Origin of the sequence: Sphingobacterium sp. CZ-2 (assembly GCF_004526235.1) — a bacterium.
Taxonomy (GTDB): domain Bacteria; phylum Bacteroidota; class Bacteroidia; order Sphingobacteriales; family Sphingobacteriaceae; genus Sphingobacterium; species Sphingobacterium tenebrionis.
The window spans coordinates 2,766,236-2,780,021 of the sequence record NZ_CP038159.1; the positions used below are offsets into that span (position 1 = coordinate 2,766,236).

General features: G+C 41.0%; 13 protein-coding genes. 10 read left to right on the forward strand and 3 right to left on the reverse strand.

Features of this window, described 5'->3' with window-relative positions; translation table 11 throughout:
• Positions 1–110 precede the first annotated feature (110 nt).
• From E3D81_RS12210 to E3D81_RS12250, 9 genes are all read left to right on the forward strand, one after another.
• On the forward strand, positions 111–1,058 hold the full coding sequence (locus E3D81_RS12210) for a sensor histidine kinase (RefSeq protein WP_134777569.1): 948 nt from the start codon (positions 111–113) through the stop codon (positions 1,056–1,058).
• A complete protein-coding gene (locus tag E3D81_RS12215) occupies positions 1,055–1,258 on the forward strand; it encodes a LytR/AlgR family response regulator transcription factor (protein ID WP_134777570.1) in 204 nt (67 codons plus the stop codon). Before E3D81_RS12210 ends, E3D81_RS12215 begins: the two co-directional genes overlap by 4 nt.
• A 108-nt stretch (positions 1,259–1,366) precedes the next feature.
• A complete protein-coding gene (locus E3D81_RS12220) occupies positions 1,367–1,741 on the forward strand; it encodes a LytR/AlgR family response regulator transcription factor (protein WP_167554286.1) in 375 nt (124 codons plus the stop codon).
• A gap of 390 nt (positions 1,742–2,131) precedes the next feature.
• Positions 2,132–2,785: a hypothetical protein gene (locus E3D81_RS12225; protein ID WP_134777572.1), complete on the forward strand. Its 654-nt coding sequence runs from the start codon at positions 2,132–2,134 to the stop codon at positions 2,783–2,785.
• Between the two features lie 66 nt (positions 2,786–2,851).
• Positions 2,852–4,642 carry a chloride channel protein gene (locus tag E3D81_RS12230; RefSeq protein ID WP_134777573.1) on the forward strand — a complete coding sequence of 597 codons (1,791 nt, stop codon included), beginning with the start codon at positions 2,852–2,854 and terminating at the stop codon, positions 4,640–4,642.
• Positions 4,643–5,162: 520 nt separating this feature from the next.
• Positions 5,163–6,329, forward strand: a complete 1,167-nt coding sequence (locus tag E3D81_RS12235; RefSeq protein WP_245153212.1) for an efflux RND transporter periplasmic adaptor subunit — start codon at positions 5,163–5,165, stop codon at positions 6,327–6,329.
• Positions 6,330–6,416: 87 nt separating this feature from the next.
• Positions 6,417–9,572: an efflux RND transporter permease subunit gene (locus tag E3D81_RS12240; RefSeq protein WP_134777574.1), complete on the forward strand. Its 3,156-nt coding sequence runs from the start codon at positions 6,417–6,419 to the stop codon at positions 9,570–9,572.
• 5 nt (positions 9,573–9,577) lie between these two features.
• Positions 9,578–11,044 (forward strand): efflux transporter outer membrane subunit, encoded by a 1,467-nt coding sequence (locus tag E3D81_RS12245; protein WP_134777575.1) that lies wholly within the window; start codon positions 9,578–9,580, stop codon positions 11,042–11,044.
• A gap of 87 nt (positions 11,045–11,131) precedes the next feature.
• Positions 11,132–11,878, forward strand: coding sequence for a sulfite exporter TauE/SafE family protein (locus E3D81_RS12250; RefSeq protein ID WP_134777576.1), 747 nt, complete (start codon positions 11,132–11,134; stop codon positions 11,876–11,878).
• On the opposite strand, the gene E3D81_RS12255 is transcribed toward E3D81_RS12250, so the two are convergent.
• The gene (locus E3D81_RS12255; RefSeq protein WP_167554287.1) at positions 11,852–12,241 is read right to left on the reverse strand and encodes a hypothetical protein; all 390 of its coding nucleotides are present in this window, start codon (positions 12,239–12,241) and stop codon (positions 11,852–11,854) included. The two genes, E3D81_RS12250 and E3D81_RS12255, sit on opposite strands and share 27 nt — an antisense overlap.
• A 158-nt stretch (positions 12,242–12,399) precedes the next feature.
• On the opposite strand from E3D81_RS12255, the gene E3D81_RS12260 reads away from it, so the two are divergent.
• The gene (locus tag E3D81_RS12260; protein WP_134777578.1) at positions 12,400–12,915 is read left to right on the forward strand and encodes a thioredoxin family protein; all 516 of its coding nucleotides are present in this window, start codon (positions 12,400–12,402) and stop codon (positions 12,913–12,915) included.
• 7 nt (positions 12,916–12,922) lie between these two features.
• On the opposite strand, the gene E3D81_RS12265 is transcribed toward E3D81_RS12260, so the two are convergent.
• Entirely contained in the window at positions 12,923–13,312 is a 390-nt protein-coding gene (locus E3D81_RS12265; RefSeq protein WP_134777579.1) for a group III truncated hemoglobin, read from the reverse strand.
• 5 nt (positions 13,313–13,317) lie between these two features.
• Positions 13,318–13,752 (reverse strand): RrF2 family transcriptional regulator, encoded by a 435-nt coding sequence (locus E3D81_RS12270; protein WP_134777580.1) that lies wholly within the window; start codon positions 13,750–13,752, stop codon positions 13,318–13,320.
• Between the last annotated feature and the right edge of the window lie 34 nt (positions 13,753–13,786).

The following is a 13,786-nucleotide window of genomic DNA, read 5'->3' on the forward strand; positions in this document are numbered from 1 at the left end:
TTTAATTATCTTGCAAGGCGTTTATAACCGAACGCAATCGTATTGATCTCAAATTTTAACAGAAAAGATTTCATATTATAAATTAATACACCAATGGAACTATTTGACTGATGAACGTAGGAAATGGGATGACGAATAAATTGGGTAAAATTGGTTTACACCTCGGTTTATGGTTCTTAATATGGGGGCTGGAAATTGGGAATGTCGCACTTGCTGGCGTAACGATTACCAGCCAACATGTGATCAATTTATGGAGCAATACCTTATTTGCCTATCTTTTTATTGGCTTCGTTTTTCCAAGTTATTTGAAGGAAAAATCTATCGGGAATATGGTTATTCGGGGAATGATGATTTTCCTGCTCTTTCTCGCCTGGAAATATGGGGTTACCACTTATTTTTCCAATAGGATGGCTAATGTGGCGGTTAGCCCAGCGATTTCCTTTAATTTCGTTATCATTCATCTTTATAGGTTTATTGTTTATGTTTTATATGCTGCAGGATTATGGTATTTTACCACTTACCGACATAACCGATATAAAAGGGATTTGAAGAAATTGGAACTTCAACAATTAAGGACCGTGATGCTTCAAGCGGAAATAAATAGTCTGCAGGCACAAATAAATCCACATTTTCTTTTCAATACCCTGAACTTTATGTTCTCCAGAACGATTGCATCGGACAATCCGAATATTAGTCAGACCATTTTATCTGTTTCTGATTCTCTACGTTATATGCTTAAAACAGGTGGTACCAAACAACTTGTTACTTTGAGCGAGGAAATTCATCAACTGGAAAAAGTAATGGCTATTTATCGTTTACAAACTGGAAATGATTTACAGTTAAACATAGAAAACAACAGTGAAATTAAAGAGGTAATCATTCCTCCCTATCTACTTATATCCATGCTGGAGAAAGTCCTTCATCCCTATCATCCAAGCATACCAAGCTTTTTGTTCTCCTTTCAAATCAATGATCTGGATAAGGAACATGGGGAAATTGTATGTCAGGTAAGTGGGGAAAAGGAGCTTACTCTTAACTATACGAATATGATCAAATGAATTGTATAATTATTGATGATGAACAACATGCTATCGATGTCATAGAGGCATATTGTAAAAAAATATCCTATATAAACGTGTTAGGGACATTTCATGATCCATTGGAAGCCGTCATGTTGTTGAAAACAGAAAAGATTGATGTTGTTTTTTTGGATATAAACATGCGTAGCATTTCAGGGATCGATTTTATGAAAGCTTAGCCGATCAAACATGTCATTCTTACAACCGCCTTTTCCACTTATGCCATTGAGTCTTATGAATTAGGGGTAATAGATTATCTGTTAAAGCCGATTGCATTTGATCGTTTTTTGAAAGCCTTAGAGAAAATCCCCCACGAAAAACAACCGGTAGAAGAGGACTTTTTCTATGTGAAAACGGACCGGGATAAATTGGTCAAATTAACTTTTTCGGAGATCAAATTTATAGAAGGTCTGAAAAATTATGTAAGCATGCAGACCAAGAAAGATAAATTGATCACCTTACTGACGATGAAGGAATTGTTGAAAAATCTTCCTGCTTCCAAATTTATTCAAGTTCATAAATCATTTATCATTAACCTCGATTTTTTCGAATCCTTATCTGGGAATCGGATAAAGCTGATCGATGATGATGTAGAAATTCCTATTGGAAATGCGTTCAAGAATGATTTCATGGTCCACTTAAAAAAGTTTACGATTGGTTAGGGAATGGAAAGAAAGTACATCCTATTTCATGTATTGTTTTGGCTCGTTTATGGCCTCTTAGAACTCTATATCGCTAAGATTTCAATGGGGTTAACCGGGTTTAGGATGGATTATGCATTGTCCTTAATAGTCGATTATTCGATGCTGTACTTAGGGGTATTCTACCTATTTCCTCAAAATCATAAAAACCCCAAAATAGGTTGGGTAATCCTCTATTTTCTAAGTTTTTTCTTCCTTTTTTGCCTGCTAAGATTGGTTACCGTATGGTTTCTTCAAACCTTTAATTTTGAAACGGTATTAACTTTCGATAACTATTGGAGCTTTTTATTTTTCGGATCCCAAAGGTACCTCCAAATCGCATTTATTGCCAGCTTTTTTTGGTATTACCGAATGAACCGGAAAACAGAGAAGAGCATGCTGGAAGACCAATTGCTTCAGCAACAATTGGAGAATAATATCCTAGAGGAAAAGATGAGGTCGATGCGATTACAAGTTTCCCATAGTTTTTTTCCAAAAACTCTCCAATATTTGATTAAAGAATCGGAAAAGGAAGAGGACCAAGCTATTCATCAATCTTTTCAATTATTAGATGAGGTATGGAATTATGGCATCCGGACGACTGGCACTGATCATTTCGTCCGTTTAGCTGATGAATGGAAATACATCCATAATTTACATGCCTTGAATACATTAAGATTCAATCAGGAATGTTTTGTGGATTTCCATGCTGATCCTGCCGTAATGGATGTACAGATTCCGAAGAATATGTTATTGACGCTATACGAGAATATCATGAAGTATGCCGATTATCAGAACAAACAGCATCCCGTTCAATTCTGGGTGGAACAGAAAAATGGGGAGATTGTATTGGAGGTAGAAAATCTGAAAAATGGAAAAATTCCATTTCAAGAGGGTGGAAGTTTTCGTATTGGACATCAATATATTAAATCAGTGCTCGTCTATAATTTTCCTGATTCGCATCGTTTTGAGGTAAAAGAAGATGGACATCGATTTAAAGTTTCCATTCAGTTTCCATTTCGATAATTCCAATAGGGATTTATAAGGCTTTCCGATACATAGTTTCTATATTTGCAGTTAAATGCTGATAACATGCGAGAAAAGCTGCTGAGAAAACTGGAATACATCAATAAATGGCGAATGCAAAAAATTTCCAATCGGAATTTTATTATTGTATTGGCTTTTTTGGTGGGTATTGTTGGGGGATTGGCAGCGGCATTGTTAAAAGGACTTACCCATTTTATTGCATCGACCCTTCAGGACGATATTGAATGGCACTATAAGTATGGATTATACTTGATCTTTCCATTGATCGGTATTTTCCTTTCGGTTGTTTATGTTCGGAAATTTATAAAGGATAAAAAGCTGGAGCATGGTATCACACCGATTATCTATTCCATCTCACGAAAGTCCAGCCGAATCTCCATTCATAATATCTATTCCCAAATTATTACCAGTGCGGTTACTGTGGGTTTTGGAGGTTCTTCCGGTTTGGAAGCGCCGATTGCCTATAGCGGATCAGCAATTGGATCCAATATCGGTCGTTTCTTCGGATTGAGCTATAAAGAGGTTACCATGTTGCTGGCTTGTGGTGCTGCAGCAGGGATTTCGGGCGCTTTTAATTCCCCTGTGGCAGGGATGATCTTTGCCATCGAGATCCTATTATCTGAATTTTCCATTCCGGTATTTATCCCGCTTTTAATCTCCTCGGCATTGGCTGCGGTTGTTTCGAGGATCTTATACAGTGAGCCGTTGTTTCATACCACGACTACGGGCTGGGAGGTCGAGTCTATCTTCTTTTACCTGATTCTGGCCGTGTTGATCGGACTTTTTACGATCTACTTTTCTAAAACCAGTCAGATGGTCAAGAATTGGTTCGGGAAGATCAAGAATCCGTATAATAAGGTTTGGATTTCGGGGATCAGTTTGGGCTTGATGATCTTTATGTTTCCGGCCTTATATGGAGAGGGATATATCAGCATTCAGCAGATCTTGGACGGTCGTTTTGATTCCATTGTCAAGAATTCGCTCTTTGCAGAATTTAAGGATATCTGGTGGGTGGTATTGTGTTATACGGTATTGACGCTGTTTGCAAAATCCTTTGCGGCGTTATTTACGATCAATGGGGGAGGAAACGGTGGTGTGTTTGGTCCGAGTTTGGTGATGGGTGGTTTATTGGGTTTTGCTTTCGCATTTGGGGTGAACCAAACGGGAATTGTGCAATTGAATGTGCCGAACTTTGTGATGGCAGGGATGGCAGGAGCATTAGCGGGTGTCATGCATGCACCTCTGACGGGGATATTTTTGATTGCAGAAATTACAGGGGGATATACCTTGATGGTGCCTTTGATGTTGGTGGCTTCGATTTCCTATTTTATCAATAGGGCAGCGATGAAGCATTCGATCTATACGAAGGTGTTGGCGGAGTCGGGAGATTTGATTTCCTATGAGGATAAGGATCGGACGGTGATCAGTATGATGAAACTGCGGTATATTCTGGAGACTAATTTTGTGGTGTTGAGGCCGGAAGAAACGCCGGTTCAGCGGAAATCGGATATCATACATTCGAAGAGGAATATTTTTCCGATTGTGGATGATAAGGGGAAGTTGTTGGGGATAATTTATAGTGAGCGGTTGTTTTCGATTTTGTTGGATGAGGCGGAAGGGAAGGATAAGACCTTTGCGGTGTTGGCGCAGAAACCAGCGGATATTATCGATGAATCGGAGAATATGGAACGGGTAATGGGAAAAATGAATAAGGATGATGTGTGGATATTGCCGGTAGTTAATAAGGATAATCAATATTTAGGCTTTGTATCGAAGTCTTCGGTTTTTAATAAGTATAGAAGCTTGCTGATTAGGCAAGGGCAGTATTTGGAGTGATACGCCTTCGTCATTGCGAGGAGGCACGGCCGCGTCATTGCGAGGAGGTACGGCCGCGTCATTGCGAGGAGGCACGACGAGCAATCTTTGATCTGTGTCATCCTGAGCGTAGTCGAAGGATCTGTACGGGTACCAAATGTAGATGCTTCGACTACGCTCAGCATGACATGCGGGAAGATTGCTTCGTTCCTCGCAATGACGCATAGTTCCTCGCAATGACGCGGAGCCTCGCAATGACGTGGTTAAAGATTGCTTCGTTCCTCGCAATGACGCATAGTTCCTCGCAATGACGCAAATTTCCTCGCAATGACGTGATTAACAACTAAAATCTGATTCCCAGTCAGTTATGGTTGTTTAAACAATCAATCATCAACCTTTAACTATTATTTAACCTGTTAACAAATGTTAAACGGTACAATAATTGTTAAAAATCACGTTAATAATACGGAAGTGTAATAAAAATATTACGAATCAGTTCCATCATGAATTTTTAAGCACAAACATCATCAAATTAATTATTGTGAAGAAACTCAATTTATCCATTTTAAAAGCATCCATTTTAGTAATCGGTTCAGTGGCTATCTTCAGCAGTTGTTCCGAAAGTAAATCAAAAGAAAAAACAAACTCTTCAAAAGCATTAGCCCTTCCGGTTTACACCGTAGAACAAGCTGATGCTGTTACGGTAAAAGATTATCTAGGTACCATTGAAGGAAAGGTCAATGTAGAAGTTCGCCCGCAGGTGGAAGGTCTATTACAAGAAATCTATGTCGATGAAGGTTCCTTCGTTCAGAAGGGGCAGCGATTGTTCAAGATCGACCCTTCCTTTTATCAGGAAGACCTGAACAACACCGTAGCCAGTGCTCGCGTAGCAGAAGCCAAATTAAAGAATGCCCAATTGGAAGTAGACCGATTGAAGCCTTTGGTAGACAACGAAGTCATCTCTGATGTTCGTTTGGCTGCTGCCCAATCCGATTACCAAGTAGCAAAAGCTGGGGTAGACCAAGCGAGAGCAGAGGTGCGATCAGCGCAATTGAGCAAGGATTTTACAGTGATCAAAGCTCCAGTGAGCGGATATATCGGCCGTATTCCAAAACGGATCGGAAACCTAGTAAGCAAAGGCGATAAAGAGCCTTTGACCAACCTGTCCGATATTCAAGAAGTATATGTTTATTTTGCGATGAACGAATCCGACTTCCTCTATTTTTCCAAAGCGCAGGCTAAGAAGGACAGTATGGAAGGAAGAGCTTACGATAAACAGAAACGCCTAACCTTTCCCAAAGTAACCTTGGTGTTGGCAGATGGGGAGGAATATCCTATCAAAGGAACGGTAGATGCGGTAAATGGCCAAGTGGATAGAACCACAGGAGCGATTTCCTTACGCGCGACTTTCCCTAATCAGAATAATATCCTCCGCTCCGGAAGTACCGGGACCTTAAAGATTTCAGAGGTGAAAGAGCAGGTGTTGCAGATCCCTCAGGTAGCTACCAGCGAACTGCAGGATAAAACCTTTGTATTTGTTGTCGATAAAAACAATAAAGCACAAAGGCGGAACATCAAACTGGCCGGAAAAAGTAAGGACAAATATATTGTCTCTGAAGGTCTCGCTGCAGGTGATCGCGTCATCCTCAGTGGATTTGACAAGCTTACCGATGGATCCATCATCCAACCGATCGCTAAGCAACAATAATCTCATTCTTAAACATAGGATAAAGAAATAATTGACCTCCATGCAAATGGGGGCAGCTATTTCTTTGTCCAACCCTAACTACTATTTATGTTAAAAACATTCGTCAATCGCCCAGTTCTAGCAACGGTTGTATCGATCATATTGGTGATTTTAGGACTTGTCGGGTTGAAGTTATTACCTGTTACCCGTTTTCCTGAAATTGCGCCGCCAAGTGTGGTGGTATCTTTAAGTTATCCGGGAGCAACAGCTGAAACAGTCGCCAAATCCGTTTTATTGCCCATCGAAGAAGCCATCAATGGGGTAGAAAACATGACTTACATCAAGTCTACGGCTTCCAACTCGGGATCAGGTTCGGTTACTGTTTATTTCAAGACTGGAACCAATCCGGATGTCGCATCCGTGAATGTTCAGACCCGGATTTCCAAAGCGATCAGTGCTGTACCAGCAGAAGTGAATGAAGCAGGTATTACCACTATGCCGCGGCAGAGTGGGGTCATCATGACCATCAACCTATATTCCGATCATCGGGATTCGGTTTACGACGAGACCTTCTTGCAGGCTTTTGCCCAGATCAACCTCATGCGACCCTTATTACGGGTGGATGGGGTAGCCCAGGTCTCTCGATTAGGCGCACGGGATTATGCCATGCGCGTATGGCTGAATCCCGAAAAATTAGCCCTTTATAATTTAGTACCGAAAGATGTAACGGATGCCATTAAGGACCAAAACTTTGAGATTGCACCCGGTAAATTCGGGGAAACCTCTGAAGAGGCTTTCGAGACCGTGATCAAGCATAAGGGAAGGTTCAATCAGCCTGAAGAATTCCAGAATGTGGTTATAAAAACCAATAAAGATGGTTCTGTGCTGTATCTAAAAGATGTTGCCCGGGTGGAATTTGGTGCAACCAACCTCAATTCGGATAATAAGGTGGATGGGAATCCAGGATTGACCTTAAACCTGACCCAGACCAGTGGTTCGAATGCGCATGATATTGATGTGGCGGTTCGGAAGGTCTTAGAAGAACAATCGAAGATCTTTCCCGAAGGTATACATTATGATATAACCTATTCGGTGCGGGACCAGATCGATGAATCCATTTCGCAGGTAAAACATACCTTATTTGAGGCTTTTATCTTGGTATTCATCATCGTGTTTATATTCTTGCAGGATTTCCGTTCTACTTTGATCCCGGCCATTGCTATACCGGTTTCTCTTGTAGGTACTTTCTTCTTCCTGCAATTGTTTGGCTTCTCTTTGAACGTCCTGACGATGTTTGCCCTCGTTCTGGCCATTGGTATTGTGGTGGATGATGCCATTGTGGTCGTCGAGGCCATCCACAGTAAGATGCATCATACGGGTCAAAAGGCTAGAGCGGCCACCATATCCACCATGTCGGAAATTACTGGCGCTATCTTATCCATAACCATGGTGATGGCCGCGGTATTTTTACCGGTAGGATTTATGGAAGGTCCTGCAGGTATCTTTTATCGGCAATTTGCCTATACCTTGGCGACTGCCATCTTGATTTCTGCCCTGAACGCCTTGACCTTAAGTCCGGCCTTATGTGCCTTGTTGTTGAAGGCTCCGGAAGATGAAAAGGAGATCGGGAAAAAACAGAACAAATTCAACAGATATAAGCAACGCTTTTTTACCGCTTTCAATACCTCTTTTGATCGAATGACCAATAAGTATGTGGAAGGTGTTTCTAAATTGATCAAAAATAAGAAAGTGGCTTGGTCTGGATTGATATTGATTACGGCTTTGGGGGCATTCTTTATGATGAAATCACCTAAAGCATTTATTCCGACGGAAGATGATGGTTTTATTACCTATAACTTGGCGATGCCACCCGGAGCTTCCCTTGCTCGTACCACCGAAGTCCTACGAATGGCAGATTCTATTCTGAAACGCCATGAGGATGTGGAAGGAATGACTACCGTTTCGGGGTATAATGCGCTAGATGGTAGTTCTAGTCCGGCTTTTGCGGCAGGATACATCACCTTAAAGCCACATGCTGAACGAGAAAAGATCAAAGGGATCAAAGCCTTTATGGATACGATTCGTCAGGATCTCTCCCAATTGCACGAAGCGAAATTTACGGTTTTCCCAAGGCCTACTGTTCAAGGATTCGGGGATTTTGCAGGGATAGAAATGGTGCTTCAGGATCGATTGGGAGGTGATATCCGGGATTTTAACGTAGTTGCCGATTCCTTTATCAATGAATTGAATCAATTGCCCGAAATCGGAAATGCTTATACCAGTTTTAAATCCAATTTTCCGCAATACGAAGTGAATATCGATGTGGTGAAAGCAAAATCCTTGGGATTGAGCATCAACAGCTTGATGTCGACCATACGTTCTTATTTCGCCCGTGTTCAGGCATCTGACTTTAGCCGATTTGGAAGACAATATCGGGTTTATGTACAGTCTGATTTTGATTTCCGTAAGGATCCAGAATCCTTTAACTCCATCTTTGTGCGGAATGATAAGGGAGCTATGGTGCCCATCAATACAGTTTTGACCTTAGATAAAATCGTAGGTCCGGAAACCATTACCCGATACAACCTTTATAATGCGATTACGGTGAATGCAGAACCGGCAGAAGGGTTCAGTACAGGCGACGCCATGGGCGCAATTGAAAAACTGGCGGAGGAAAAACTGCCTGGAAACTATGGCTATGAATGGACAGGGATGAGTTTTGAGGAAAGCCAATCCGGTTCACAGACCGTATTGATCTTTGCCTTAAGTATCCTTTTTGTGTATTTCCTGTTGGCGGCGCAATATGAAAGCTATATCCTGCCATGGGCGGTATTACTATCCATCCCTGTAGGATTAATCGGTGTTTATGCGACTATTGGGATTGTTGGTCTTCAGAACAACATCTATGTGCAGGTCGGTTTGATCATGCTGATCGGATTATTGGCAAAGAACGCGATTCTGATCGTTGAATTTGCTGTCCATGAACGATCAAAAGGAATGAGTATTGTGGATTCGGCCATTAATGGCGCTAAGCTACGTTTAAGACCTATTCTGATGACCAGTTTGGCTTTCATCGCCGGTTTGATCCCCTTGATGTGGACCGTAGGACCTTCGGCAATAGGAAATCATTCCATCAGTTTTAGTGCTGCAGGTGGTATGCTCTTCGGAGCAGTGTTCGGCGTATTCATAATTCCTGTTCTCTTTGTGGTCTTTAAGTCTTTGGATGAGCAGGTTAGAAATAAATTTAAAACAGAGGAAGAATAAAATAAATGAAAATATTAAGCATACATCGTATTGGGTTGGGTTTTATTGGTTTGTGTTTACTCATTGCGCAAGGTTGTAAGGTCGGCGAAAAATATACCCAGCCGACATTGCATCTACCGGATCAGTTCCGCGGAGATACCTTATCCTATTTTGCGGATACTTCCAGTATCAGTAATATTTCCTGGAAGGATTTCTTTCATGATCCTACTTTGAAGGAATTGATCGATTCAGCATTGGTCAATAATTACGATATGAAAACGGCTCTGTTGAATATAGAGATTGCTAGTAAGCAATTGAGACAGAATAAATATAATTACCTACCGGAAGTGGATGCCACCATTGGCAGCATGAACAAACAATGGCGCTCCAAGGATTTTGGTTCTGGTCCTTCCTCCAAATGGTATGAAAAGCATGGTACCAAAGCATCGGAAAATATGTTTACCTATCTTTCTCAATTTGGTTCAGAGATTGGATTTAGCTGGGAGATCGATATCTGGGGCAAGATCAGCAATGCCAAGGATCAATTGAATGCGGAGTTTATGAACTCTCAGGAAGTTCGGAATGCCATACAGACTAATTTGATTGCCAACGTAGCAAAAGGTTATTTCAATTTGTTGATGTTGGATGCGAAGATCGAGGTGGCAAAGCGCAATGTAACCTTGAACGATAGTACCAAGAAAATGCTGGAACTACAGTACCAAGCGGGAGAGATTACGGCCTTGGGTATACAGCAAACGGAATCGCAACGATTGATTGCTGCTTCTTTGGTGCCTGAATTGGAGAAGGAGATTTTGATTCAGGAAAATGCCCTTCAGGTATTAACGGGCAAGATGCCAGATGGGATAGAGCGAGGGACCAGCTTTGAGCATCTATTTGCAGAGAACAAGGATATTTCCTTAGGTAGCCCGATTGATATCCTTCGAAATCGCCCCGATGTTCGAGGAGCAGAGCTTGAATTGATCGCTTCCAATGCCAATGCGAACATTCAACAGGCGATGCGCTATCCTTCACTTTCCTTAGGGGGAGAATTTGGGGTAAATGCCATGCTGCCGAAGAATTGGTTCTCCATTCCTGGAGCTTTATTGGGAGGGATTGGTGCTAACCTAACGGCCCCCATCTTCAAGCGAAAATCGTTGAAAACCAAATGGGAAGTGGCGAAATTGGAAAGGGATAAAGCAGAGCTTTCTTTACAGCAGACCGTAGTGGAAGCTGTGAGTGAGGTATCCGATGCGGTCATCACGGTGGAGAAGCAGCGGGAACAGTTGGAATATGCCCGATTGCGAGTAGAGAATTCGCAAAAAGCTGTTCAGAACGCTAATCTGTTATTTAAAGGTGGATATGCGACTTATCTTGAGGTTATTACGGCTCAAAGTAATGCATTGAACTCTGATCTGGCCTTGGTGGAATTAAGACAGGAACATTTGGAATCTTATGTAAATCTATACCGCTCGTTGGGAGGTGGATGGCGATAGCAGCTGATTTTATCTATTGATTTTCGGTAAATCGAAAATCACTGCAGATAACATATGCTATCTTTGCCGCATGGATTTTATTAGTATATGGAGAAATACCTGATCTTTCTGATTCTGGCTTTGATCACCGAAATTATCGGAACGGTATCGGGTTTTGGATCTTCCATTCTGTTTGTGCCAACGGCTTCTTTGTTCTTTGATTTTAAAGCGGTATTAGGTATTACAGCGGTATTTCATGTTTTTAGTAACATCTCCAAGATTACCCTTTTTCGAAAAGGTATCAATAAGGATATCGCGATCAAATTGGGAATACCAGCGGTGTTGTTTGTGATCATTGGTGCCTTATTGACCAAATATGTTCCGGTTAAGGAAATGGAATTGGGGATGAATATCCTTATAGCTGCATTGGCTATTTTTTTGCTATTCCGGTTCAATAAGCCATTGGCCCAGACAAACAAGAATCTTTATCTAGGAGGGATGATCTCTGGTTTTTTCGCCGGATTGGTAGGAACCGGCGGGGCGATAAGAGGGATTACCTTAGCGGCTTTTAACTTGCCGAAGGATATTTTTATAGCCACTTCTTCACTTATTGATTTAGGGGTTGATTTTAGTAGAGCCATTATCTATGTTTCCCAAGGATATTTCCCGAAGGAATATATCGTATTGATCCCTTTTCTGATCATCGTGAGTATATTAGGAAGTTATCTTGGGAAACTGATCTTGAAAAGAACTTCTGAACGTGTGTTTAAGTATATTGTGTTGGGGATAATCCTTTTAACCTCTGTTTTTCAGTTTATCAACTATTTTCTATCGCCAATTTGGTCTGCTGGTTAAAGGGGAGAAAGACCATGGGATGGAAGCAAGGATAAATAGACAGATCCAGATATAGCGTTTCCACAAAAAGCTGAACCCTTTCTTGCTATCGATGTATTTTTTAATCTGAAATGAGCATATATTCATCCAGACGATCGAGATACTCATCATGGTTACATGTTCCAATCCGAAAAACCGCACTTCCCTGAGCTTAATAGAGTTTGGGATTTCCTTGAAAAAATAAGCAACCAATGGACTTTGAAGATAGAGCATCCAGCCCAAAAGAAGCTGGATATTGAAGATCATGCATAAAATAATCAATATACCTTGATCAGATTTCGTAAAGGGCTTTTGGTTTCGATGCCCAAGGTATATCCATATCATTTGATAAACTAAAGCGATGATAACTATCCAACGGAAATAGGAGTGGAGTAAAAGAAAATTGGAATAGTACATACGGCTTTGTTAAGGGCTGTTAAACTGGGCCAAATTTAAGGAAGAATGTGTAAATTAGTTTTTGGAAATAAAAAAATGAGTTTACCATGAGAAAGAAATTAATAGGGCTATTAGGAATATGTTTGTTTGCAGTTGTAATTCCAACGGTTGCGATTAATGCCCAAGAGAAACCCGTTGAGAAGGATGTTGCTCAGGAAAAGCCATATGATCCGAAAGCAGATGCGCAAAAGGATATCGATGGATTGATTGCTAAGGCGAAGAAAGAGAAAAAGAATATTGTGATTCAAGCTGGCGGAAATTGGTGTGTATGGTGTTTGAGATTCAATGATTACATCCATCAAACAAAATCAGTTGCTGATTTGATCAAAAACAATTATGTATACTATCATTTAAATTACTCGCCAGAAAACAAGAACGAAGCGGTTTTCAATAAATATGCGCCTGGAAAAGGAAAAGAATTTGGTTATCCATTCTTTATCGTGATGGATGCAACAGGCAAGGTGCTTACCGTTCGTGAGAGTGGAAATCTTGAAAATGGAGCTAGCTACGATGAAAGCAAGGTGTTGGCTTTTTTCAAGGAATGGCTGCCAAAAAAGAAATAAAATCTCCTTAAGTCAAAGGTTTGAAATTGTTTTCTTGGTAATAGGCGATCTTGAACTGGAACATACTCGCCATTCTTTCGCCTTGCCATTTGGCTTTCTCGGCTTTTTCGCCTTCGTAAAGTTCATCAACCGTTTTGGAGAACAAGCCTATCCAATGGTCAAAATGGGTTTTATTGATGGGCATTTTAGCATGTGGAGGAAAAGGGCTACCATAATACGTATGCTCCTCTAAAAGTACCGTTTGCCAAAAGCGGTACATTTTTTCCAAATGTTCTGGCCAACGGTCCTGAATAATCCCATTAAAAATCGGTCCCAATAATTCATCACGTTGGATACGATCGTAAAACTTGTCTACGAGGATCTTTATATCATCTAAATGCTGAATATCTGGTTTCATGTTCTTTAACGAATTAGGATGCTTTCACCGGAGATTAATCCGGTGGCTAAATCATAGATACTGGTTGATTCCATCATGCTTTTAAGATCGGTACGAATCTGCACAAAGCTGTTGTGCATGGGGCAGGGTTTATCTTCATTGCAGGTAGTTAATCCTAAGGCACAACCTTCAAATAGCTTGTCGCCATCGATGGCAGACACTATATCTACTAGGCGAACCTGATGCATTTGCTGTTGATCCATTTCAAATCCGCCGTAAGGCCCTTTGATGGAATGCAGTAATTCATGGCGCGACAAGGTACTCAACACCTTTGCTGTAAAAGCTTCTGGTGTCCCTGTATGTTCAGCAACCTCACCTATTTTAACTCGCTCACCTTCCATGGATTTACTGGCAATATAGATCATTGCCTTCAATCCATGCTCACACGCTTTAGAAAACATAATAAATCAATCGTTAAACAAATGTAAGGAAATT